A 22672-nucleotide genomic window follows, 5' to 3' on the forward strand; every position below is an offset into this window, starting at 1 on the left:
ATTAATTGGCGAGCGCAGCCAGCTGATCGGCTTGATGCTCGTTAACCAAAGGTTGAATGACTTCATCGAGACTGCCCTCCATAATTTCATCCAGTTTGTACAGCGTAAGGTTGATACGGTGATCGGTCACCCGCCCCTGTGGATAATTGTAGGTGCGAATTCGCTCAGAGCGATCACCACTACCCACCAGGCTCTTGCGCTCGCTGGCCTGCTCGGCCGCAAATTGCTCGGCCTGCGCACTGTTGATGCGTGCCGCCAACAGCGACATAGCTTTCGCGCGGTTTTTATGTTGCGAACGCTCATCCTGACATTCAACCACAATGCCGGTTGGTATATGGGTTATACGAATCGCAGAATCGGTTTTGTTAACGTGCTGACCACCGGCGCCAGACGCGCGAAATGTATCAATCCGCAAGTCACCCTTGTTCAGTTCAACCTCTTCCGACTCATCCGCTTCCGGCATAATTGCCACCGTACAGGCCGACGTGTGAATGCGGCCCTGGGATTCGGTCTCCGGTACGCGTTGCACCCGGTGTGCGCCCGACTCAAACTTTAATTGCGAATAAACGCCCTGGCCAACCACCCGGGTGATCAGCTCCTTATAGCCGCCGTGCTCGCCGGCGTTCTCGCTGATAATTTCGATGCGCCAGCCGGCACGCTCCGCATAGCGCGAATACATGCGGAACAAATCACCGGAGAAAATCGCCGCCTCATCACCACCGGTTCCCGCACGAATTTCGAGAAACACATTTTTTTCGTCATTAGGGTCTTTCGGCAACAACAGCTTTTGCAATTGGGTTTCCAGGGGTTCCAACTGGGCTTCCGCCGTTTTCAATTCTTCCTGCGCCATCTCGCGCATATCGGCATCGCCATCGTTCATCAACATTTTTGCTTCGGCGATGTTTTCGATAACCGTTCGATATTCCTGGTAACAAATGACCACGGGCTCGAGCTCGGAGTATTCTTTGCCAAGATCGCGGAATTTTTTCTGGTCGGCAATAATATCCGGGTCGCCGAGCAGCGCGCCGACTTCGTCGTAGCGCTCAACCAGGTTCTCAAGTTTTTGTTTTATAGAATCTTTCATTAATGTGTTTTTACCTGCGGCGCGGGCGCGACTTAGCTTTAATCGAGCCCGAACAACGATTTAAAATCTTGCAGCAGTTGTTCCCGCCCCTCTGAGCTGGCGCGTTTAAGCGCGGTGGTGGGCTGATGCATAAATTTATTGGTGAGATTGCGACTCAGGGTTAGGAGCAATTCTTCCGGGTCCGCCCCGCTGCGCAACGCGTTCAGTGCTTTTTGTACTTCCTGATCCCGCACCGCTTCCGTCTGCTGGCGAAAATCCTTTACCAGCTCGACCGCCGACAATGCGCGCTGGTCCAATTGGTAACGCTCTACGCCTTCATCAATAATAGTGCGCGCAGTTTTTGCGGCTTCTTCACGGGATTTTTTGTTTTCGTCGATCACCTCTTTCAAGTCGTCGACGGTAAACAGGTACACGTCAGCCAAATCGCCCACCTGGGGTTCAATATCCCTCGGCACGGCAATATCCACCATAAACATCGGCTTGTGCTTACGTTTTTTTAAAGCGACTTCCACTGCACCTTTACCGAGCAGCGGGAGCTGGCTGGCGGTGGATGATATCACGATGTCAGCGGTTGGCAGATATTCGGGAATGTCCGCCAACAAAATCGCCTCTGCGGCAAACTCTTTTGCAAGCGCGTGCGCATTTTCCAGGGTTCGGTTGGCGACAATCAGCTTTTTTATGCCCTGATTTTTCAAGTGTCGGGCAACCAGTTCAATGGTTTCACCCGCACCAATCAAGAGTGCGGTGTCCTGTTTTAAGTCAGAAAAAATTTGCTGAGCAAGTGACACCGCCGCATAGGCGACCGACACCGGGTTTTCGCCAATGGCGGTTTCAGAGCGCACCCGCTTGGCCACCGCGAATACCCGCTGAAAGGCATCGTGCAGGCCGCGCCCCAGCACTCCGGCTTCGCGGGCAACCGCATAGCAGGATTTCATTTGCCCAAGAATCTGCGGCTCCCCCAGCACCAGCGAATCCAGTCCACTGGCCACCGCCATCATATGGCGCGCTGCATCGTCGCCCCAACGGGCGTAGTGTGCGTGTTGCAATTCTTGCGCACTCGCGGCCTTATGCTCTGCCAGCCAAACCAGCAAATGCTGCGCCTCCGCGCCGGTTTCGCAGTAGATTTCGGTGCGATTGCAGGTGGACAGTATGGCGACCTCCTCTGCCAAACCCGACTCCCGCAGCGCGCACAACGCCACTTCCAGCTCGGCAGGTGAAAAAGCCACCTTTTCGCGAACATCCAGCGTTGCGGTATTGTGATTAATGCCGAGGGCAAGTAACGTCATAGCTAGCAGGTTTAAACCCGGTCTGATTGAGCATGAGCAAATAAAAGGCGCCCATTTTCTTTGTTGCGAGCCACTAAGGCAAGCTGATTGCCCTCTGCGACTAAGTGTTTGATGTAATTATTATATGTCGTTCGCAGTGAGAAGCGCGGCGCCAACAGGAAACTCGCCTTAGCAAGGTACGGCCAGTTGTTATACTCTTCCTTACCTGCACAACCCACAAAGGCTACACTGGAACCCGCGCCGAGATAAAAACTCCAAGCATGAACAGTGACCAACCCAATAAGACAGCTCGATGACTCGACTTTTTGTTCCAAACCCGATCCGCACCTTTGTAATCAGCGCCAGCGCCTGCACATTTCTCTATGGCTGTGCCAGCGCCCCCCAGCAAGAAGACGCCAGTGAGCTGAGACCACAACCGGCGCCACAGCAGGTTGCCGACCGCAGTTTCACCACAGAATCGCTCTACGCCCTGCTGGTGGCAGAAATGGCCATCGACCGCAAGCGTTACGACATCGCGCTCAATAACTATGTGCAACAGGCCGCGGCCACCCGCGACCCCAATGTAACCGCTCAGGCTACCCGTATCGCGCGCATATTAAAGGCGCACCAGCCAGCGCTGGAGATGGCGCAGCTGTGGATGGAGCTGGAACCCAATAACAGTGACGCACAACTGATTGCCAGCGCCGAGCTCATCGAGGCCAATAGGCTCGATGACGCACTGGCCATATCGGAGCAACTGCTTGCGCAGGATGAGGCCACCGCTTTCGACGCGATTGCGGTAAAAGCAGCAGACAACGACCTTGCCAGCGTTACATCACTGCTGACGCGATACGAAAGTCTCGCCGCTCGCCACCCACAAAATTATCAACTGCAATTAGGCCTGAGCGTGCTGTTACAGCGCGCTGAGCGCAACGATGAGGCGTTGGTAGCGATCAAACGGGCACAAAAACTGGAACCGGACAACGTGCGCGCGGGTTTTCAGGAATCGCGCATACTGCAACAAATGGGGCAGCAGGACCTGGCTCTGGATAAGCTCGCGGTTCTCGTTGAAGAAAACCCGGAAAACATAGGTTTGCGCGCCCGCTACGCGCGGATTCTGGCTGGCACCGATATTCAAGCCAGCCGCGAACAATTCACCATTCTCAACAAGCAGTCGCCTGGCGACCGCGATATCCTGTTCTCGCTGGCGCTGGTGGAGATGGAAAGCGGCCATTTGGCGGAAGCCGAAGAACACTTCCTGCAGCTGCTGCAAAGGGGCTACTACCAGTCTGCCGCGCACTACCATCTCGGCATGATTTACGATAAGCGGCAGGATATGGCGCCGGCATTGGAGCACCTGCTGCAAGTGGAGCAAGGCCCCAACTACCTTGCCGCAATGGCCAAGGCCACAGAAATACTCGCCCGTTTGAACCGCTCCCAGGACGCCATTGCCGTGCTTCAAACCCAGCGGCCTCAGGTGGACCCGGCGTATCGGGAAGGCTTATACATGATTGAGTCCGATGTGCTGAGCGGCACCGGGCAAATGCTGGATGCCGAAACCGTACTCACCACTGGACTCAGCGAATTCCCGGACAGTACCCGCCTGCTGTACGCACGCGCGATGCTGTACTCACGTATCGATAACATGAGCGCTGCGGAGCAGGACCTGAAGCAGATTCTTGCGCTCACCCCGGACAACGCCGCCGCACTCAACGCTTTGGGCTACACCCTCGCAGATAAAACCGACCGCCTGGAAGAAGCCTACCTCTATATCAAACGCGCCTACGAACTGACGCCCGATGACGCCGCGGTGATGGATAGCATGGGCTGGGTACAATACCGTCTGGGTAATTTAAAAGAGGCCATCGAGCAACTTCGCGCCGCACTGAAAGCGATGCCCGACCACGAAATTGCGGCCCACCTTGGCGAAGTGCTGTGGGTGAGCGGCGTTCGCGACGAAGCCCGCGAGATCTGGCGCAGCGGGCTCGAACTCAACCCGCGCAGCGCGATCATTCGCGAAACCATGCAGCGATTAAAGGCCGAAATGTAAATGCGCTTTATTATGCGAGTGACCACCCTCAGCGCGGCGCTGTTGCTGTTTGGCTGTGCCAGTTTGCCGCCCGAGCAATATTCATCGCCTGTTGAGGTCATGCACTGGGAACTGGATGGCAAACTGGGTATTCGCGCGCAGGGCAAAGCACAAAGCGCCTTTTTTAATTGGCAGAACCACCCGGATCATTTCACCATCTCGGTTCACGGGCCACTTGGCCAGGGCCGTTCCACCCTTGAGGAGCACCTCGACGGCGGGGTCGAATTGCGGTACGACGGCAACACCTATTTCGCAGCAACACCGGAAAAGCTGATGCAGCGACATTTGGGTTGGTCTTTTCCTATCGATAACATGCGCTGGTGGGCGCGCGGTCTGCCCGCACCCGATTCCCCTATCGACAACAGCCAACACGGCCCAACAGGCGAACTGCTGTCGCTCTCACAAGCGGGCTGGGAAATCCAGTATCTGCGCTATCAAACCGTGAATGGGCTGAGCTTGCCATACAAAATCGCCGCCACGCGTGACGATCTGCAACTCACACTGCTGCTAAAAAAGTGGGAGCTGCAGAGCCAATAAGTCAAACTATCAGCGGAAAGAATTTTTTTACCAGAAAAGTTTGACAACTTAAACGCTCGCCATTACAGTAGCCGCCTTCCTCGGGAAGGGCAGATAAAACCACCTTTGAAACACTTCAAAACCGGTTTTTCTGCTGGTAAGAGATGCGGTTGATTGGCTGATCAGTACGGCCTGGCGCAGCTGATAAAACGAAAAAAGCATGCTAGTCTTTTTTCTCGGCAGCGCAAAGTTTTTTGCCAGGAGACCAAAGCATTTGTAAGGCTTTGGGGCCACAGCAAAATTAACGTTACTGCATCATTGCCTCCCCCCTGCAATCAGTTCTCTGGTTCAGGTGCAACTGGGGTGTCGCCAAGCGGTAAGGCAACGGGTTTTGATCCCGTCATGCGGAGGTTCGAATCCTCCCACCCCAGCCATTTTCAGTGCAATCGCACTCCTGCCATGATATTTTTCACATCCTGCAACCCGCCGACGAGAAGGAGAGCATGAACGTGCCTGATTTGATGGTATTTAGTGGTAACGCCAACCCTGAACTCGCTGAGAAGGTGTGCGCCAAACTGGGAATACCGCTGGGGGATGTGACCGTCGACAAATTTTCCGACGGAGAGATACTGGTTGAACTGAAGCAGAATGTGCGCGGTAGCGATGTGTTCGTTATCCAGCCCACATGTGCACCAACCAACGACAACATCATGGAATTAATGGTGATTGTGGACGCGTTGCGCCGCTCCTCTGCTGGCCGAATTACTGCTGTGGTGCCCTACTTCGGCTACGCCCGCCAGGATCGCCGCGTTCGCTCTGCCCGCGTGCCCATTACCGCCAAAGTGGTGGCGGATATGCTGGTTACTGTCGGCGTCGACCGCGTGCTGACGGTGGATCTTCACGCAGAACAGATTCAGGGCTTTTTCGACGTGCCGGTGGACAACGTTTATGGCTCACCAGTGTTACTGGCGGATATTGAAAAGCAAAGTTTTGAAGATCTGGTGGTGGTATCACCAGATATCGGCGGAGTGGTTCGCGCCCGCGCCGTGGCCAAGCAACTGGATATAGAGCTGGCCATCATCGATAAGCGTCGCCCCAAAGCCAATGTGGCGGAGGTGATGCACCTGATCGGTGAAATTGAAAACCGCACCTGTTTGCTGGTGGACGACATGGTCGATACCGCTGGCACTCTGTGCAACGCAGCGCAGGCGTTGAAAGATCGCGGCGCTAAAAAAGTGATTGCCTATGCAACCCACCCGGTGCTTTCCGGCCCAGCGATTGAACGCTTGAACAACTCTGTATTGGACGAGCTGGTGGTAACCGATTCCATCCCGCTCTCTAAAGAAGGCAAAAACTGCAAAGTCATTCGCCAGCTAACCTTATCCAATATGCTGGCAGAGGCCATGCGTCGGATCAGCAACGAAGAGTCGCTGAGCGCTATGTTCTCGTAGAAATTCCCCAACAAGGGAAACCACCACGCTATTCCTGGTCGCGGGATAGCGTGTTTTTTTATCTATAACACTGGAGAATAGTATGTCTACTGAAGACTTTACTCTCAATGCTAAAGCCCGTGACGATCAAGGGAAAGGTGCGAGCCGCCGCCTGCGTCACGACAACCTGGTTCCCGCCATCGTATACGGCGGCGAAAAAGACCCACAAAACATCGCTATTGCACAAAACGAGTTCGTTAAGCACCTGGAGAACGAAGCGTTTTACTCGCACATCGTTACTCTGGTAGTCGATGGTGAGAAGCAAGACGTAATCCTGAAAGACCTGCAACGTCACCCAGCTAAAGCTCAGCTGTTGCACGCTGACTTCCTGCGCGTATCACGCACTCAGAAGTTGACCACCCGTGTACCGCTGCACTTCATCAATGAAGAGAGCTGTAAAGGTGTTAAATTGCAGGGCGGCGTTGTTGCACACAGCTTGACCGAACTGGAAATCAGCTGCTTGCCACAGGATCTGCCAGAGTTCATTGAAGTGGACCTGAAAGACGCAGAAGTTGGCCACATCGTTCACATTTCCGACCTCAATCTGCCAGCGGGCGTTGAATCTGTGGCTCTGAGCCACGGCGAAGATCACGACCAGGCTGTAGTGACCATTAACAAAGGTCGCGGCGGTTCCGGCGAAGAAGCCGAAGGCGAAGAAGGCGGCGAAGAGTAAGCCGCAAACGATCGAACCGAGGGCAGCTAAACGCTGCCCTTTTTCTATATGGCAGTTATCCCCATGCGCAACCCTGTTTCCATGATTGTCGGCCTGGGCAACCCTGGCACTGAGTACGCCAACACGCGCCATAACGCCGGCCAGGATTTCGTCGAAAACCTTGCTCGAGCACTCGGCCAGCCCCTGGTAAACACGCCCAAACATTTCGGCTTCACTACACGAATTTCCCTCGCAGGCAAAGACGTGCGTCTGCTGGTGCCCACCACATTTATGAATCGCAGCGGGCAGGCAGTAGCATCCCTCGCTAACTTCTTTAAAATAGCACCAGACAATATTCTGGTGGTTCACGACGAACTGGACTTACCCCCAGGTACCGCCAAACTGAAGATTGGCGGCGGCCACGGTGGCCACAATGGCCTGCGGGATATCATTGCCGCGCTGGGCAACAACAAAGAGTTCGGGCGTCTGCGCATTGGCATTGGTCACCCGGGCAACGCCAAACAAGTCGCCAGTTACGTGCTAAAGAAAGCACCCGCTGACGAATACAGATTGATAGAAGACGCCCAAACGGCGGCAGAGCGCACCCTCACCGACCTGGTCGCTGGCGACTGGGAGAAGGCCATGCGCGAACTGCATACCGCATAATGGCACTTAACACGAACAACTGGCAGTTCCCGCTGCCACAAGCAAAATGACAACAAAGGGTTGGCAAGGCCAACCGCTGGACTGGAAAACTTATGGGTTTTAATTGCGGCATCGTTGGCCTGCCCAACGTCGGAAAATCAACGCTCTTTAATGCACTCACCCAAGCGGGTATCGACGCGCAAAACTTTCCCTTTTGCACCATCGAACCCAACGCCGGCGTGGTGGCCGTACCGGACCCTCGCCAGGACAAACTGGCAGAAATCGTGAAGCCTGAGCGCATCGTGCCCACCACCATGGAGTTTGTGGATATTGCGGGCCTGGTGGCTGGCGCCTCCAAGGGTGAAGGCCTCGGCAATCAGTTCCTCGCCAATATTCGCGAAACCGACGCCATCGCGCACGTGGTGCGCTGCTTCGACGACCCTAACGTTATTCACGTGGACGGCCGCATTAACCCCGCTTCCGATATTGAAGTGATTAACACCGAACTGGCCCTGGCCGACCTGGATACCGTCGAAAAGGCCCTGCAACGTTATAGCAAAGCCGCCAAAGGCCAGGACAAAAACGCAATCGCCATGAAGGCGCTACTGGAAGAGATTCTGCCGCACCTGAACGAAGCCCTGCCCCTGCGCTCGTTCGGCCTGGACGAAGACCGCAAAAAGAAACTGAAAGAGCTCAACCTGCTCACGCTTAAGCCCACCATGTACATTGCGAACGTAGAAGAGGACGGCTTCAAACACAATCCTCTGCTGGACGCGGTGATGGCCATTGCTGAGGAAGAAGAAGCCATTGTGGTGCCAATCTGTAACAAAATGGAGGCTGAAATCGCCGAGCTGGACGAGGAAGAAAAAGTTGAATTCCTCGAAGAAATGGGCATGGAAGAGCCGGGCCTCAACCGCGTTATCCGAGCCGGTTACGACCTGCTGGGCCTGCAAACCTACTTCACAGCGGGCGTAAAAGAAGTGCGCGCCTGGACCATTCCTGTTGGCGCAACCGCACCGCAGGCGGCCGGTAAAATCCACACGGATTTCGAAAAAGGCTTCATCCGCGCAGAAATTGTCGCCTACGACGATTTTGTGCAGTACAACGGCGAAGCTGGCGCAAAAGAAGCCGGTAAATGGCGACTGGAAGGCAAGGAATACATCGTGAAAGACGGCGACGTCATTCATTTCCGATTTAACGTATAAAGCCTCTTGACAACGAGAGGGCAACTGGTGAAAATGGCCGCCCTCTCGATTCTGGTGCCAACATCAGAATCCAGCAAACGCAAGGTCGCGTTTGTGACCATTGCATAACCCATTCGGACTAACATGCGGTTATCAATACCAGAAAATGGCTAGGTAGCTCAGCTGGTTAGAGCGCAGCACTCATAATGCTGAGGTCGGGAGTTCAAGTCTCCCCCTAGCTACCATTTTCCTCATTCTCGACTTCCGCACTCTAACTCTATACCGCACCCTGCTGCTCTTGATTGCAAAGCCGTTGCTCGATTGTAAAGCCGCTGCCCGACTGTAAGACCATTGCTCGGCGCCAGGCGCACTCGCTGGTTAACTCACGAGCCGGTTAACTTAAGAAACAAGCACAAAGCGCCTTAGTCAACATCTGTTAATTTCCTCAAAAAACACCATTTTTGCGACAGAATCCAGTCAAGGAATGGGGCGTCTATGGTATAAATAACCCTTTCGGTAGTATCAATATTTGACCAGGACGCTCAACAAGAGCTATCGAACAGGGAATGTCTGTGATGTTGTATCTTATATCGCTTGCTATAAAGCCAAGCCCCCGTCTGCCGGCCGGACAATTCGAGTATTGTTCGAAGCTATTTCGTGTACCGCGCCCACAGAGGCTTGGTTCAAGCCCCTACCCCAATTACTACACTCGCACCTCTGCTTTCGGCGCACACACAAATAACCAAACTGTTCACCGAACCGGCTAAAAATTATTAACGTCCATCATTCGTTGTGTTTAATTTAATCCCGATCCATCTAGCTATAAACATTAATTTAATGAATTAATTTCATCGTAGCATTACAAGGAGAAATGAAATGCTTCAATCCAGCCGACTAAAAGCCCAAGAAGGCGCACTTAGCACTATTGCTGGCGACAAAGGAGGAAAGAAAGTTAAATGTTCCAACCAGGCGTTGCCCGTATATAACGAACTGGTAGCGCTCGCGCTTTCTGGCAACTACTGGGCGGGCTTAGTCGTGCGCGGTATAAAAGGATTAACATCCGGGCGCATGAATATGGACAACATTTATATCCAAAAGGAGACTCAACTGGCCTATGGAAGGGGCATATTTTATCTGGTTCTACCGGGTGTAACCGCGACTTTAGAAGATTGCGCCGATGGAACCTATGTGGTGAAAAGCTTGAATGCCGATACTAATTATTTAAAGATGCAGGAAGATAAGAAAAAGCCCGGGCTATGGCGAATTGGCAAAGACCTAAAGAGCGATCCAATATTTCAACGTGATGGTGATATCCTCCGGAAAGACTACCGCTCAGTGGTAGTGTCTGACCAGGCATCTGACGACCCAAAAGATATTGCCCTAGCAGCCCATGATGACCTTGTTAAAGTCGATGGGACAATTGCTCGAATGGTCGCAGGTTCCGGTTTTGATTTGCACCATACGCCTGGGGACGGCAGTATTGTCGGCTTAAAGCCCGCACATAAAGCCATTGCCTCGACAAGAAGCAAGGAAATTACCGAATCCGCAACCCTACTAGCAAATACAATGTATAAAGCACGCCAAGTAGAAGGCGTGTTATGGTTTTCCGATTGGGGCGGCTCGGCTGTTTTAACACGCGCCATGCAAATTTTAGAAAAAGAAGGGCTCAAAGATTTTAAGAACCATGCAATTTTTTTGAATCGCCCAACATCGAGCAGTGGTGATGCTTTGAAGCTGGCTAAAAATTTGAATTTAAAACTAGCGGGAAATGGGGGCAAAAGTGTCGGGTTCAGGCCGAGTGAAATCAGGGGTAACCGATCCGTGAGTAAAGCTGGAACCATGGGGGCGGCCGGGTTTGGCCTTTCTGCTGCTGGAGCCGGGTTTGCGGTCGCTGGTGCAGGTGCACTAGCAGGCCCGATGGGGGCGGCAGTTGGTGCTGGTGTTGGGCTGTGCGGCGCAATGGTTTTTGTTGTATCCACAGTGCTAAAAGGTATTCCCAAATTTTCTGGTAAAAAATATAAATAAAGGGGTCTCGAATGTTTAATGTCTCATTAAAATTACGTGAACCGAAGGGGCTAGTCGTCCCAGAAGGGCCTAGCTTTAAGTGGGCCCGCACTATTAGAAGCGAATTTGAAGGAACAGAAATCGCATTTAAGGCACCTAAACACAGCCCGAAACGATCTAACCACAAAGGCTATGTACCGGAACGCCGTTACAATGAATCCAATCCTCTCACATTTCGTAACTACTATGATGAAGAGCAGGCATCGCGCGGGTTGCCTGATCATTGGCGTGAAGCCGATTTTTTCTATCACTCCTGGGCGTTCAATGGGCCCTGGTTTACAGGGCCTGTGGGTGAACTCAATCTAATGTTCCGGCTTGTTCGGGTGGTTAATTACCCGAAGGACATGTCCCTCTTTCACCCAAGAGCGTTGGAGCAAGTGATTGGTGACTACCTGACGGATATGTATTCATATCATAAGAGCGAGACCAGAGGTGGAATACAGGTGTTCCACGCTCCGATAAACTGGCAGATATTGACCCACTTACCAGTTAATGCAGCGCGAATGGAAGTAGTGTCGGAAAATTTCTCGCCTCACCGCACCATTAAACGGATGGTATTTTTCCCGATTTCAGACGACCTCATGTCCGTTTTAATATTTTGGCCCAGTCGTTTAAAAAACCTCCCTAGATCGGAGCTGGACAAACGAGTAAACGAAAAGCCAATACTGGATTTAATGGAGGACATTATCGCCAGCCTTAAACTTAACTTATCTCCCCGAGCCAAAGCACAGCAAGAAGCCGCATTAACCGGGCTGGAAGATACTTCTCTAATAAAAGAATACCCGCCACTGAAGTGGGACAATGTCAGTGAGGAAGAAAAACAGAAGATACTAGCGGCGGATTAACAAAGTAGCGGGCGGTTTAATTGCGGTAAATCCGCAGCAAAATGACGCTCTGCAGTCCTGTATTAAAAGAATGATCTGAGAGACGAACGATTTCCTAAACGAGAACCCAGCCAACACGAATGCACGGAAGCCTTATGTTTAATGTCTCGCTAAAATTACGTGAACCAAAGGGGCTGATAATTCCCAAGGGGCCGAGCTTTGGCCGGGCGCGTATGATAAAAAGTGAATATGATGGTACTGAAATAATTTTTAGAGCACCGAAACATAGACCGAAACGCTCAAACGATGAAGGGTACGCACCACAGCGCCGCTATACCAAAGAATCCCCCTTATCGTTTCGAAACTATCATGATGAAGAAAAAGCTGCGCGTGGCATAGTAGACCATTGGCGTGAGGCAGACTTCTTCTATCATTCCTGGGCGTTTAATGGCCCGTGGTTCACTGGGCCGCTTGGTGAACTGGATTTGTCATTTAGGCTTATCAAAGTCATAAACTACCCCCAAGATATGTCACTATTTCATCCACGTGCTTTGGAGCATGTGATTGGCGATTATCTTACGTACATGTACTCGCACCATCTGGATTCAACAAGAGGCGACATTCAGGAGTTTCACGCTCCCATTAACTGGCAGTTGATCCCTCACTTACCGGTAAACGCTGCCAGAATGGAGGTGGTATCAGAAAATTTTTCTCCCCACCGGACAATTATGCGCCTAGTATTTTTCCCTATTGCCAGCGACATGATGGCGCGGCTTATTTTTTGGCCCGGCCGTTTCAAAAATCTTCCGAGGTCAGAACTCGACAAAAGAGTAAACGAACAGCCAATACTGGATTTAATGGAGAACATTATCGCTAGCCTCCAGCTCAACTTATCTCCCCGAGCCAAAGCACAACAGGAAGCCGCATTAAGCGGGCTGGAAGATACGTCTCTAATAAAAGACTACCCGCCACTGAAGTGGGACAATGTTAGTAAGGAAGAAAAGCAGAGGATATTGGCAGGTAACTAATAAGTAGGTTTTGCTCCAAGAGAACAGTCGCCAGCATTCGGGAAACCGAAGCATCGAGGATACGATGCGAAGAACGAATTATATATAGCGTTTTCTGCCGAATACGCACCTCAGCTGGCATGAGTAAGTGGGACTGTGAGGCCTTGGGCGCTGGGAGAAACCTACTGGACAGAACCGCGCTTACCAAATCACTCCGCTGCTATCACGTCCTAACTATCACGTCCTACGCCACAAATTCTGCGCCCAATGCATGAAGCCATGCCTGCTACGAACGAATAACCCCCTGTCAATTTTCCCTTTAAAAAAATTCGGGGTTCATAGAATCAAAATGATGCTTTCTAGTTTGTTTTGTACCTATATACGACACATTGATAATCAATGATGCACTATCTAATGTACGTACCGTACGTCCTTTCCCACGCAAAGCGCGGTTAGAGCAAAACACAGTAACACCTGCTTATAAATTGTTTTACGACAGAATTTATCTCCTATATTTACAGGGCAGGCTTTTAATCTTCCAATTAGGTCGTGATAGCTGCATACACGTGGCATTCAGTTTACCGAATCGATGATAGATAGCGAACGCGCGGGTCTTTAGCGCGAGGAACCGTAATGAAGTTGCACCATAAAATTCCCTTGTTTGTTGGGATTATCGGGCTTGTACCCGCTATCACCATCTCGTTGATCGCATTAACGGTGGCAACCGGCATTATTAAACAGAACAAGTTCGACCAGCTGATCTCTCTGCGAGAGGTAAAACGGTTTGCGGTCAACCACTATCTGCAACAGGTTCAGGATGAGACCCTGTCCCTGGCACGAAATCCCGAGGTAGCTAGGGCAGTTGAAGAGCTGGCGGCTGCCTACAAGAGCTATGGACAACAAACTGAAAATCCCGCAACTACCAAATCGTCCTCAAGCCTCGTTAACTTCTATCGGACTGAGTTCTTACCGGCGCTAAACGCGCAAGACCCTATTGTGTTGTACGAAGCAGAATCCTTGATAGATCGAATGAGTGGTACCGCACGAGCGCTTCAAACGGCATATATCGCCAGAAATCCACACCCCACTGGTGAGAAGGATCGCCTGGCGCAGGCCCCGGACGGTACTCGTTATGATGAGGCCCATGCTCTCTATCATCCTTATTTCTCTGAGTTCCGCCAGCGCTTTGGGTTTTACGACTTGTTTTTGATTAACCCTCAGGGAGATGTGATCTATACGGTATTTAAAGAGGTTGACTACGCAACGTCTCTGCTAGATGGCCCATTTGATTCCAGTGGCCTTGCAGAAGCGTTCAAGCGCGCGGCCAAACTGACCACAACTGGTCAGGCCGTGCTGGTGGATTTCCAACCCTATCAACCATCCTATAACGCCCCTGCCGGGTTTGTTGCCGCTCCGATTTTAGATAAAGGCCGTTTAGTAGGCGTGGCTGCATTGCAGTTTCCGATTGATTCCCTGAACGAAATCATGGCCGAGCGACAGGGGTTAGGAGAGAGTGGAGAGACTTATCTGGTGGGTAAGGACAAGCTAATGCGCTCAGACTCCTATCTCGACCCAGACAACCACAGTGTTGAAGCCTCCTTCCGAAATCCGCAGGTTGGCCGTGTCGATACGGAGGCAGTTACAGCTGCCGCCCGAGGGGAATCCGGCGTTAAGGTGATAATTGATTACAACAATAATCCGGTGTTATCAGCCTATGCCCCCCTGAGTTTTGCGGGTCTGGACTGGTCTATTCTTGCGGAAATCGATGAGGCCGAAATAATGGCGGACATCGAACGTTTGCGCTTAGTGATCGCAATTGTGCTCGCCTTGGCCATGGTCCCCATAACAGTCATCGCCTGGTTGATGGCGCGCTCCGTCATCCGACCGCTAGGAGCCGAGCCCGAGCAAATGGCATCCATTACGAGCCAGATTGCAGAGGGTGATTTAACCATGGATCTCGCTGTCGACCACCAGAGTGGCGCGTTTAGATCCATTGCTGTGATGGCAACAAGGCTCAAGCAGATCGTTAATAGTATTGCCAGTGCCGCTCATCAACAGGCCAGTGCAGCAGAGGAGTTGTCGTTGATTACAACACAATCTGGTGAAAAGCTGAATGTTCAGCAAAAACACGTAGAACAAGCGGCCGCCGCCATCAATGAAATGTCAGCCTCGGTTGCTGACGTTGCCCGTACAACAGCATCGGCAGCAAATGCATCTAACGAGGCTAGCGTTAAATTAAAAGATGGCTCCGAGCGTGTTGTCGACGTAGCCGGTGAAGTACAACAAGTTTCCTCAATTCTGGCCCAAGCTTGGCAAAAAGTAGAGGAGCTGAAAGCGCAAAGTGACAATATTGCCAGCATACTTGAGTCCATTAGAGGTATCGCCGATCAGACAAATCTATTGGCCCTTAACGCGGCCATTGAGGCGGCCCGTGCTGGAGAGCAAGGACGGGGATTTGCGGTGGTGGCGGATGAAGTACGCAGCCTTGCGCAGAACACCCAAAAATCCACCGGGGATATTTCGCAAATGATTCACGCTTTGCAGCAAGGCACCAGCGATGCATGCGATGTGATGCGTAGCAGCGTGGATAGGATGGAAACCGTCGCTGAACGCGCCTTGGCGACCTCCAGTAATCTGGACGAAGCGGTGAGTTCGGTAGGTCGTATCGATGACATGATGGCCCGTATAGCCAGCGCCGCAGAGCAACAATCCCGGGTAGTGGAAGATATCAATGTTCAGATCACGGGTATTAATAGTATGAGTAGTGATTCCAGTGAAGCAGCGTTCCAAATTACCGCTGCCAGTGAAGAATTGGCCAAGCTAGCAACGAATCTACAGTCACTTGTCGGGCATTTTAAAACCAGTCGATAAAAAGCTACGGGGCTATCTCTCCAACCCAGAATAATACTATAGGAATCACTAGGTTAATCAGAGGTCCCTAAAAATTAATTCTTCCTAACTTTTCATTCAAAGCCTGTTACAAGCCGACCAAATATTCCAATGCCAAAACACCAAAGTCTACCATTCCTCGATTTTTTGACCCAGCCAATCCCACACTTGATTAGCTGAAGGGTCGACCCAACATTAGCCAAACCAAAAGTAGATTACTTTGTAACGGTGCGTGATTTACTTGAATAGAATTGCTGGTATCGAACCTATGACCATACCGATAACGCCCTTTACGGCCAAACAGCCACGCAGCTAGAAATCCAAAGCGGGTAATTCAGCAATGTCATAAATAACCTTCGACCATATAAATTTAACAATAATTCTGAACGCTAGAATCAGCACTACCAACCGTATCACACTCGCACGGCTGAAGTGGTACAGTAAAAAGCTGTGACATATAGAGGCAAATCCATTGCAAATAAGCTTACGCGATATAACTAAAGATAACTGGGTTGACATGATCGATCTGGAGATTACAAAAGAACAAGAAAAATACGTTGCCCTGCCGTCGGAAGCAATCGCAGCATCTAAGTTTCATGAGCATTATGTCAACCGAGGGGTCTATCTCGGTGACAAGCCCATCGGGTATATACAATATTACCCAAATTTCAATGAAGGCAAACCTAATGAAATATACATCGATCAATTGATTATTGACGTATCACTTCAAGGCCAAGGTTACGGATCGAAGGCGACAGCCCTTGTTCTTGAAGAGATAAAAAAGATAAAAGGCGTTAAATCAGTCTCGATTTGCTACGTTGAAGGGCATGACATTATGAAAACGTTTTTCGAACGATTTGGCTTCAACGTTGTAGACCAGGATGAATTTGAGGAAACGATTATGGACCTGCATTACAAATAATGAGCCCGAGCCTAGCGTCACTTTTCGCTGCGCTCATTTTATGTTTGCCACCATTGATTTTCTTTACAGCGCCACACTTTATTTGGCAAGGTTTGTATGCTCTTAAACGAGCATACGCGCAAAAAGACGCCGATGTCCTTTTAACACGCTGGAGGAGTGGAATGTTCACTGGATATAAACCTCAGAAGGCATCTCCAAATGCAAATAGTAACGGCTAAACCAGAATCACAATTAGCTGCAGATTTATTCTTACTATTAAAGAATGAATGGCCGGAGTTTGAAGATTTTAAACAAGAAAAGTTCGGCCTACGAATTCCCGACCCAATCGTTTGCTTAATCGAAGGGACAGTGATTGGCGGATTGTCATTTACAGGCTTTGAAAACCCAATGAATCACGAGACTGCAATTTGGATTAATGCTGTATTCGTGTCGCCGAAGTTTCGAAGGTTGGACATTGCCAGTAGCTTGATCGAAAAGTCACACGGGGAAGCGCCTGAATTATTCGCACTCACTGATATTCCGGAACTTTACACGCAACTTGGCTGGACGTTAGTTTCCACCGGGAAGAGCGGAACTATAGTTCGGCATACCTAAGCACCTCCCCTGTTCTTCTCACGCTCTATGCTCCGTACCTTCCCCCGGCGTTACAAACAATAAGGTCGACTCAACTTCTGTTTTAGCCGTGTGCCACACACCTTTGGGGACCAGCACAAAATCACCCTGCTTTGCCAAGGTTACGTATTCGTCACCCGCGGGCTGCTCGAGCACAAAGGTGACTTCGCCTGAAAGTAGAATTACCAGTTCGTCGCCGTTGGGGTGCATTTCGCTGTTTTGCCAATCCGATGCGAAGGTGTAGCAGGATACCAGCTGGCAGCCGCTCATATTGTTGTATGAGTTATCCAGTCGTTCGTAGAGAGATGCATCTACAGCTTCGACACTCGCGGATTGAGTTGAGTTGAGAACAACAAACGCTTCAAATAGATTTTGTGACAACGCCATATTCAGCTCCGTGCAGATAGTGGGTGGTGGATGCGGGCGGCAGAAACGAAAGCGTAAGTTAACGCGGTATTACGAGAAAGTAAAAAATACTTTTTGCCCGTACTATTAACCCGCCGATTAAATGGATGATGCTATCTATTTGCTATTAGCTATTTACTGTTTAATGGGCACCCTTGAAATACTGACAAAAATGTGGGAACTTTCTAATATTTCAATGGTTTACATTTCCCATCGCGCAATGGCGGTGCTTCCTGCCCAGCCTATTAACTTCGCAACTTTCATTGCCAATTTAAAAGGGGTGCGGTTTGGAGGGCGTATTGGAATGTCGCCGCTTTCGTGAAAGTTGCCGTTTAATATAGTGCATGAAGCCTGTCCAGAGTACCCAGCAAAATCCTACCCCGGAAAGAAGCACAAGTGTGCGGTAGATAAAATCCATTCCGTACCCGGAATGCAGAGGGTACAACTGGTTTACCAGCTTGCGGGCCTCGCCCACCTTATCTGACCGAGCGGTGCCAGATACAATACCGGAATCGAGATTCACCCACACTGTTGTACGGCCGTTTAAGTGCCACTCGTCTGCTAACCGAAAACGCACCCTCAACTGGCGACCGTCGCCATCGGCCCACGCTCGAATATAGGTCGGCCGCGCGTTGGGGTAAATTTGTTGAACCAGACTCATCGCCTCGGCGATGGTCAAAGGCAATACGTCCTTTGGTGCTGTTGAGAAGGTACTAACCGGTTGTGGCGGCAGCAGCGGCTGCACCCGTTTCTGCCACAGCATGACCGCACCAGTGAGCAAAACCACCAACAGTACGGGGCTGATCAAAGCTCCCAGGTGGCGGTGGTAGTGCAAATAGTGCGAGCGACGAACAGGGTTCGGGGTGATCCACTGCCAGCGAAAGGCTTTGCGCCCGGGCCACCACAAAATAATTCCGCTCACGCATAAAAATAGCGCTGCTAAACCACTGATCAATAACAGCCATTCACCCACGACCGACGTAAGCAAGTGCACGTGCAGTTCGCGCACAACGGCAAACGCATCCAACAACCAGTTATGCCGAGTGTAGGGCTCGAGCGACTCGGTATTTAACAGTGTGAGCGAATGGTCTTCTCGAATTGTCCAATACGGTTCGACCCTACTCGGCGCTTTAATATTGATCATTGCCCCTGATGCATATTCCTGCACCAGAGTTTGCAATGTTTGTGCGTCTGCGTGGGAATCCCTGTCAGATTCTATGTGTGCGCCGAGCGTAACCACTAACCACACAAGTTCCTTTTGGTATAACAGTAACACACCGCTCACCGCAGCGAGCAATAGCGGTACCGTGGCGACCAGGCCAAACCAGAGGTGCCACTGCCATAAACCGGATGGCCGCTTTTTTTTGCGTTTTGCTTGCTGCATTAAATAAACGTGTATTGCTACCCTGGAAACTTTTTAGAATTTACGCTGGTAAGACAAACTCACGCTGCGCCCAAGGCCCTTAAAATTACGCAAATCGTTTGGTGTGCTCTGGGAGTAGTAGGTGTAGTAGTCTGCGTTGGTAAGGTTTTGTACTGCAACGGTTAGGGTGCCGGCCAATACCGCCAAATCCACATTAAAATCGACGGTTGTGTAGCCCTCAAATTCATTGGTGATTTCACCTTCCTTGTTTTTAACTTCGCGATCCAATAACCGGCTGACTTGCAAACGCGAGTGGATACCGGCATTCCACTGGCGGTCCCAACTGAGGTTGACGCGGTCGGGAGAAATATTTGTTCCATCGAGATCGGAATCGACTTTGCCGTCCTGATCAGAGTCATAGCGCCCTTCTGCCTGCGCATAGCGAACACCGAGTTGATCGTTATTGCTTACTGCCCAACCGAATTGAAATTCAAGCCCGTCCACATCTGTTTTTTCGCGTTTCACTGTGTAGATCCCATCGTCCCCACGCTGTAACCGCTGACCGAAATCGGAGTTGGAGCTGTAGTAGCTCAGCTGAGAGTTAATCGTTCCGTTATCAAACTCAAGCCCAAGCTCAGTGTTTTCGGTAAGAATTGGCTGCAGGTTTAAAAACGATTCGACGTCTTCACCGGCAGTATCAATGCCGCGCAACACCCGTCCGACATCGGGCATGGAAAAGGCTTCTGAATAATTGGCAAATACTCGCCAGGCTTCGGCGAATTGGTAAGTGCCACCCACATTGGTTAGGGTTTTGGAAAAGCTCGGCTTGCCACCACGCACAAACTGACTGCCGTAACGGTACAGGGTGGTAAAGTCGTCAACTTCCAGCGTGGAGGATTCATGGCGCACGCCCGCAGATAAAGTTACATGTTCAATACCGGTAAACTCCGCCTGTATAAAGGGGGCAGAATTATTGTAAGTGGTCGCCGGTACCCAGGTACGATTGGTTTGAATAAGTGCTTGCCAGGTTTTGTCTTCAAGCAAATCGAACCCGTACACCACAGATACGGGTAGCCCCGCAACGCTGTCTTTTACCAGGGTAAATTTCAGTCCCTTTTTTTCTGAATTATTTTGCGACTGGTCGATTAAATCCGAGCCGTATGCAGGGTCCTGGAATGTCGCAATCGGTTCGATCTGGGCCCCGTAGGTTGCTTCAAAATCCTGATTAAACAACTGCAAGCGCAGCCGGTGATGCAAAAACGCATTGTGTTCGTAACTGAAGCTAGTTGTAGTTACCCGGTTGCGGGCACCTTCTGCAGGAATTTCGCCTTTTTCTGCCGTGGTTGGGATATCGGCATCGACATCGCCTGCAACCGAAGTCCACTCGTGATTGCTTTCAATATCGTAACGGTTAACCATTAATTCGAGGCGCTGATCCTGCCAGTTGTAGCCGGTTTTAACGAATAAATTGAGCGACTGGGAATCCATAGTATCGCCCTGAGTATTGTCTACGCCAATTAATTCGCCATTCGCATCGTACCCCATACCCGTCGCCCGGTAGCTCACACTGCCAAGAATGTCCCACTGATCAATGCGGTTCGAAACGCTGTAACTCAGGCCGTAATCGGCGCTTTCGGCTGGGTCTTCCGCCTGCAACCCGGTATCCACTTTAATGTGCTGCGATAAATCCTCCGTAGGCCGCTTGGTAATTAAATTAATAACTCCACCGGCGGCCCCCATGCCATGGATCGCATTAGCGCCGTGCAATACTTCCACCCGTTCCAATACGGAGGGATCGATGGTGTGGCCATCGCGCCCGCCGTTGCGCAAAGGGTTGGATTGGGGCACACCGTCGATTAAATAAAGCGGCTTGCGCCCGCGAAGTGACTCGCCGGCATTGGTCATTTTCTGGCGCGACGGCGAGAAGCTGGGAATCAAATTCCCCAGCACTGTAGAGATATCATTCTGAATGGAGAGTTGCTGCTGCAGGTCGACATTGTTGATGATCGTGACCGTATTAGGAATCGCGCTCAGCGGCTTTTCTATCCGGCTTGCCGTTACCACAACTTCTTCCAGCTTTGTCGGTCCGTCGGCAGCGAACACACCAGCACTGGTGGCGATTGCGACTAAACCAACGAGCGTACAATCGGCACGTAATCCAGTAGAAGACATCTATACACCTCTTACTAAGGTTGAATGAAAGAGCCGCCACCTTAGCATTGGTGATAATGATTCTCAACTGCGTCTAGCTTGTTATTAACGATTTATAGGGAGACCCTACTCAGCGTTATCATTTTCGAGCGTACCTTTACGCACCCAATCTTTCACTCTCCCCTCTACGGATTGATAAACATAGAGACGCTGCTCGCGATTCGGGTAGGTACACACATCGAAGTCCGGGCGGTTGCCGCCCACGAGGTAGATCAGTTCCGTACCCCCGGTATTGGTAAAAGCGTGCGCAGGCCCGCGCGCGGGAAGGCCAATAAAATCACCACTCGTTAAAGTGTGTATCTCATCACCCAACTGAACTTCGGCGGTACCTTGCAAAATAAACATAAATTCATCGGCAAATTCATGGCGGTGAGGCTCCGTGGTGGTTACGCCTGGAGCCACTACATTCAAATGAATACCGACTTTACTCAGGCGGGTTAGGTCGCCAAGCGATACGGTTTTGCGCTGTGCCGCGCCGTTGAGCGGATGGGAAACGAGGGGGGCTTTTCTCGCAAGGGAAGCCGCATTGCGAACAATGTTTGGTACGGATTCTGGTGATTCATTCATTGGACTTTTCGCTTGTCAGCACTGGGATTTCGTAGCAGCAAACGATAAAGCAACGCCAGTAGTAAGCAAACAAGGGCGGGGAAAAATAGCGCAAGAAAATGCAGCTTGCGATGCAAATACGCGCCCACCATACCACCTGCAATAAAGCCTACAATAATAAGGCTGAAGAGTTTCGCTTTGCGCCTGTCCAACCGCTCACCGCGTAAAACACCGCCAAGCATAATTCCCAAATCGGTGAAAATACCGGTTAAATGCGTGGTTCGCACCACCGCACCGCTGAATGTTGTGGCCAGCGCATTTTGCAAGCCACAGGCAATAGACGCTAAAAAAACACCCGCATAAACGTCTGCCGATAACAGCAGTAATGCCGCAAGTAATAATATGGCTTCGATAGTCAATGCGGTGTCGTAATGACGGCCGAGCTGAAGCTTAGCGCCGTGCAACAATACGCCAGAAATTGCCGCACCCACCATAAATGCCAGCAGGACACCGACCAGATGAATACTCGTTGCCAAATGCCATAGGCTGAGCTGAACCCCTAGCAGTGTCGCGGTGCCGGATACATGGGAAACTGCCTGGTGCTCAAAGCTCAACAACCCGATTGCATTCACACAACCTGCCACCAGCGCGAGCACAAACGCACCAAACTCAATCCAACGGGGCAGGGTTGAAATCACAATGGGTTCTCCTTGGAAAAGCCGCCTAGGTCGGCAAGCACTGGAACATGAATGTACCGGTTCAGCACGAATCGGTTTAACGGAAGCGTACTCAGTTTGGTAGCGAAGATTAGCGCGAATGATTCATCAAGAGTAGCGCGTTGGCGGAGTGTATATAGAGGATTACTCAAGCATCAAGAGACCGAAGGGTAGACGTTGAGGCGATA

Annotated in this window: 19 protein-coding genes and 2 tRNA genes; 14 read left to right on the top strand and 7 right to left on the bottom strand. The window is 51.0% G+C overall.

Features of this window, described 5'->3' with window-relative positions:
• Position 1: 1 nt before the first annotated feature.
• Both prfA and hemA read right to left on the bottom strand, forming a co-directional pair.
• Positions 2 to 1084: a peptide chain release factor 1 gene (prfA, locus tag TERTU_RS17040; RefSeq protein ID WP_015817817.1), complete on the bottom strand. Its 1083-nt coding sequence runs from the start codon at positions 1082 to 1084 to the stop codon at positions 2 to 4.
• Between the two features lie 38 nt (positions 1085 to 1122).
• Positions 1123 to 2370, bottom strand: a complete 1248-nt coding sequence (gene hemA, locus TERTU_RS17045) for a glutamyl-tRNA reductase (protein WP_015820534.1) — start codon at positions 2368 to 2370, stop codon at positions 1123 to 1125.
• Positions 2371 to 2662: 292 nt separating this feature from the next.
• Here hemA and TERTU_RS17055 point away from each other — a divergent pair, with 292 nt between their 5' ends.
• From TERTU_RS17055 to TERTU_RS17125, 14 genes are all read left to right on the top strand, one after another.
• Complete coding sequence (locus TERTU_RS17055) at positions 2663 to 4399, top strand: tetratricopeptide repeat protein (RefSeq protein WP_015817586.1); 1737 nt, start codon at positions 2663 to 2665, stop codon at positions 4397 to 4399.
• Complete coding sequence (lolB, locus tag TERTU_RS17060; RefSeq protein WP_015818049.1) at positions 4400 to 4975, top strand: lipoprotein insertase outer membrane protein LolB; 576 nt, start codon at positions 4400 to 4402, stop codon at positions 4973 to 4975.
• A 338-nt stretch (positions 4976 to 5313) separates the two neighbouring features.
• Positions 5314 to 5388: transfer RNA gene (locus TERTU_RS17070), tRNA-Gln, on the top strand.
• A 69-nt stretch (positions 5389 to 5457) separates the two neighbouring features.
• The gene (locus TERTU_RS17075) at positions 5458 to 6405 is read left to right on the top strand and encodes a ribose-phosphate pyrophosphokinase (protein WP_015817076.1); all 948 of its coding nucleotides are present in this window, start codon (positions 5458 to 5460) and stop codon (positions 6403 to 6405) included.
• An 82-nt stretch (positions 6406 to 6487) separates the two neighbouring features.
• Positions 6488 to 7117, top strand: coding sequence for a 50S ribosomal protein L25/general stress protein Ctc (locus TERTU_RS17080; RefSeq protein WP_015820095.1), 630 nt, complete (start codon positions 6488 to 6490; stop codon positions 7115 to 7117).
• A gap of 63 nt (positions 7118 to 7180) precedes the next feature.
• The gene (gene pth / locus TERTU_RS17085; protein WP_015820643.1) at positions 7181 to 7762 is read left to right on the top strand and encodes an aminoacyl-tRNA hydrolase; all 582 of its coding nucleotides are present in this window, start codon (positions 7181 to 7183) and stop codon (positions 7760 to 7762) included.
• A gap of 92 nt (positions 7763 to 7854) precedes the next feature.
• Positions 7855 to 8946 (top strand): redox-regulated ATPase YchF, encoded by a 1092-nt coding sequence (gene ychF / locus TERTU_RS17090; protein WP_015818863.1) that lies wholly within the window; start codon positions 7855 to 7857, stop codon positions 8944 to 8946.
• A 147-nt stretch (positions 8947 to 9093) separates the two neighbouring features.
• Positions 9094 to 9170, top strand: a tRNA-Met gene (locus tag TERTU_RS17095).
• 631 nt (positions 9171 to 9801) lie between these two features.
• A complete protein-coding gene (locus tag TERTU_RS17100) occupies positions 9802 to 10950 on the top strand; it encodes a hypothetical protein (RefSeq protein WP_015819479.1) in 1149 nt (382 codons plus the stop codon).
• A gap of 11 nt (positions 10951 to 10961) precedes the next feature.
• The gene (locus tag TERTU_RS17105) at positions 10962 to 11834 is read left to right on the top strand and encodes a hypothetical protein (protein ID WP_015817059.1); all 873 of its coding nucleotides are present in this window, start codon (positions 10962 to 10964) and stop codon (positions 11832 to 11834) included.
• A 134-nt stretch (positions 11835 to 11968) separates the two neighbouring features.
• Complete coding sequence (locus tag TERTU_RS17110; RefSeq protein WP_015817696.1) at positions 11969 to 12841, top strand: hypothetical protein; 873 nt, start codon at positions 11969 to 11971, stop codon at positions 12839 to 12841.
• A gap of 612 nt (positions 12842 to 13453) precedes the next feature.
• Positions 13454 to 15691 carry a methyl-accepting chemotaxis protein gene (locus TERTU_RS17115; RefSeq protein ID WP_015817012.1) on the top strand — a complete coding sequence of 746 codons (2238 nt, stop codon included), beginning with the start codon at positions 13454 to 13456 and terminating at the stop codon, positions 15689 to 15691.
• A gap of 535 nt (positions 15692 to 16226) precedes the next feature.
• Positions 16227 to 16631 carry a GNAT family N-acetyltransferase gene (locus TERTU_RS17120; RefSeq protein WP_228378181.1) on the top strand — a complete coding sequence of 135 codons (405 nt, stop codon included), beginning with the start codon at positions 16227 to 16229 and terminating at the stop codon, positions 16629 to 16631.
• A gap of 198 nt (positions 16632 to 16829) precedes the next feature.
• Complete coding sequence (locus TERTU_RS17125; RefSeq protein WP_015818792.1) at positions 16830 to 17225, top strand: GNAT family N-acetyltransferase; 396 nt, start codon at positions 16830 to 16832, stop codon at positions 17223 to 17225.
• An 18-nt stretch (positions 17226 to 17243) separates the two neighbouring features.
• Here TERTU_RS17125 and TERTU_RS17130 read toward each other — a convergent pair whose 3' ends face one another.
• The 5 genes from TERTU_RS17130 to TERTU_RS17150 form a co-directional block, all read right to left on the bottom strand.
• Entirely contained in the window at positions 17244 to 17630 is a 387-nt protein-coding gene (locus TERTU_RS17130; protein WP_015818957.1) for a cupin domain-containing protein, read from the bottom strand.
• A 289-nt stretch (positions 17631 to 17919) separates the two neighbouring features.
• Positions 17920 to 19032, bottom strand: a complete 1113-nt coding sequence (locus tag TERTU_RS17135) for a PepSY-associated TM helix domain-containing protein (protein WP_015819389.1) — start codon at positions 19030 to 19032, stop codon at positions 17920 to 17922.
• 33 nt (positions 19033 to 19065) lie between these two features.
• Positions 19066 to 21183: a TonB-dependent receptor gene (locus TERTU_RS17140; protein ID WP_015820093.1), complete on the bottom strand. Its 2118-nt coding sequence runs from the start codon at positions 21181 to 21183 to the stop codon at positions 19066 to 19068.
• A 105-nt stretch (positions 21184 to 21288) separates the two neighbouring features.
• Complete coding sequence (locus TERTU_RS17145; protein WP_015820546.1) at positions 21289 to 21789, bottom strand: cupin domain-containing protein; 501 nt, start codon at positions 21787 to 21789, stop codon at positions 21289 to 21291.
• Complete coding sequence (locus tag TERTU_RS17150; protein ID WP_015818009.1) at positions 21786 to 22466, bottom strand: YoaK family protein; 681 nt, start codon at positions 22464 to 22466, stop codon at positions 21786 to 21788. Before TERTU_RS17150 ends, TERTU_RS17145 begins: the two co-directional genes overlap by 4 nt.
• Positions 22467 to 22672: the final 206 nt, after the last annotated feature.

Source organism: Teredinibacter turnerae T7901, from assembly GCF_000023025.1.
GTDB lineage: Bacteria > Pseudomonadota > Gammaproteobacteria > Pseudomonadales > Cellvibrionaceae > Teredinibacter > Teredinibacter turnerae_B.

Excerpts from the sequence above, each read along its gene's own strand:
- prfA (WP_015817817.1), bottom strand. The coding sequence starts at position 1,084 with ATGAAAGATTCTATAAAACAAAAACTTGAGAACCTGGTTGAGCGCTAC.
- hemA (WP_015820534.1), bottom strand. The coding sequence starts at position 2,370 with ATGACGTTACTTGCCCTCGGCATTAATCACAATACCGCAACGCTGGAT.
- TERTU_RS17055 (WP_015817586.1), top strand. The coding sequence starts at position 2,663 with ATGACTCGACTTTTTGTTCCAAACCCGATCCGCACCTTTGTAATCAGC.
- lolB (WP_015818049.1), top strand. The coding sequence starts at position 4,400 with ATGCGCTTTATTATGCGAGTGACCACCCTCAGCGCGGCGCTGTTGCTG.
- TERTU_RS17075 (WP_015817076.1), top strand. The coding sequence starts at position 5,458 with ATGAACGTGCCTGATTTGATGGTATTTAGTGGTAACGCCAACCCTGAA.
- TERTU_RS17080 (WP_015820095.1), top strand. The coding sequence starts at position 6,488 with ATGTCTACTGAAGACTTTACTCTCAATGCTAAAGCCCGTGACGATCAA.
- pth (WP_015820643.1), top strand. The coding sequence starts at position 7,181 with ATGCGCAACCCTGTTTCCATGATTGTCGGCCTGGGCAACCCTGGCACT.
- ychF (WP_015818863.1), top strand. The coding sequence starts at position 7,855 with ATGGGTTTTAATTGCGGCATCGTTGGCCTGCCCAACGTCGGAAAATCA.
- TERTU_RS17100 (WP_015819479.1), top strand. The coding sequence starts at position 9,802 with ATGCTTCAATCCAGCCGACTAAAAGCCCAAGAAGGCGCACTTAGCACT.
- TERTU_RS17105 (WP_015817059.1), top strand. The coding sequence starts at position 10,962 with ATGTTTAATGTCTCATTAAAATTACGTGAACCGAAGGGGCTAGTCGTC.
- TERTU_RS17110 (WP_015817696.1), top strand. The coding sequence starts at position 11,969 with ATGTTTAATGTCTCGCTAAAATTACGTGAACCAAAGGGGCTGATAATT.
- TERTU_RS17115 (WP_015817012.1), top strand. The coding sequence starts at position 13,454 with ATGAAGTTGCACCATAAAATTCCCTTGTTTGTTGGGATTATCGGGCTT.
- TERTU_RS17120 (WP_228378181.1), top strand. The coding sequence starts at position 16,227 with ATGATCGATCTGGAGATTACAAAAGAACAAGAAAAATACGTTGCCCTG.
- TERTU_RS17125 (WP_015818792.1), top strand. The coding sequence starts at position 16,830 with ATGCAAATAGTAACGGCTAAACCAGAATCACAATTAGCTGCAGATTTA.
- TERTU_RS17130 (WP_015818957.1), bottom strand. The coding sequence starts at position 17,630 with ATGGCGTTGTCACAAAATCTATTTGAAGCGTTTGTTGTTCTCAACTCA.
- TERTU_RS17135 (WP_015819389.1), bottom strand. The coding sequence starts at position 19,032 with ATGCAGCAAGCAAAACGCAAAAAAAAGCGGCCATCCGGTTTATGGCAG.
- TERTU_RS17140 (WP_015820093.1), bottom strand. The coding sequence starts at position 21,183 with ATGTCTTCTACTGGATTACGTGCCGATTGTACGCTCGTTGGTTTAGTC.
- TERTU_RS17145 (WP_015820546.1), bottom strand. The coding sequence starts at position 21,789 with ATGAATGAATCACCAGAATCCGTACCAAACATTGTTCGCAATGCGGCT.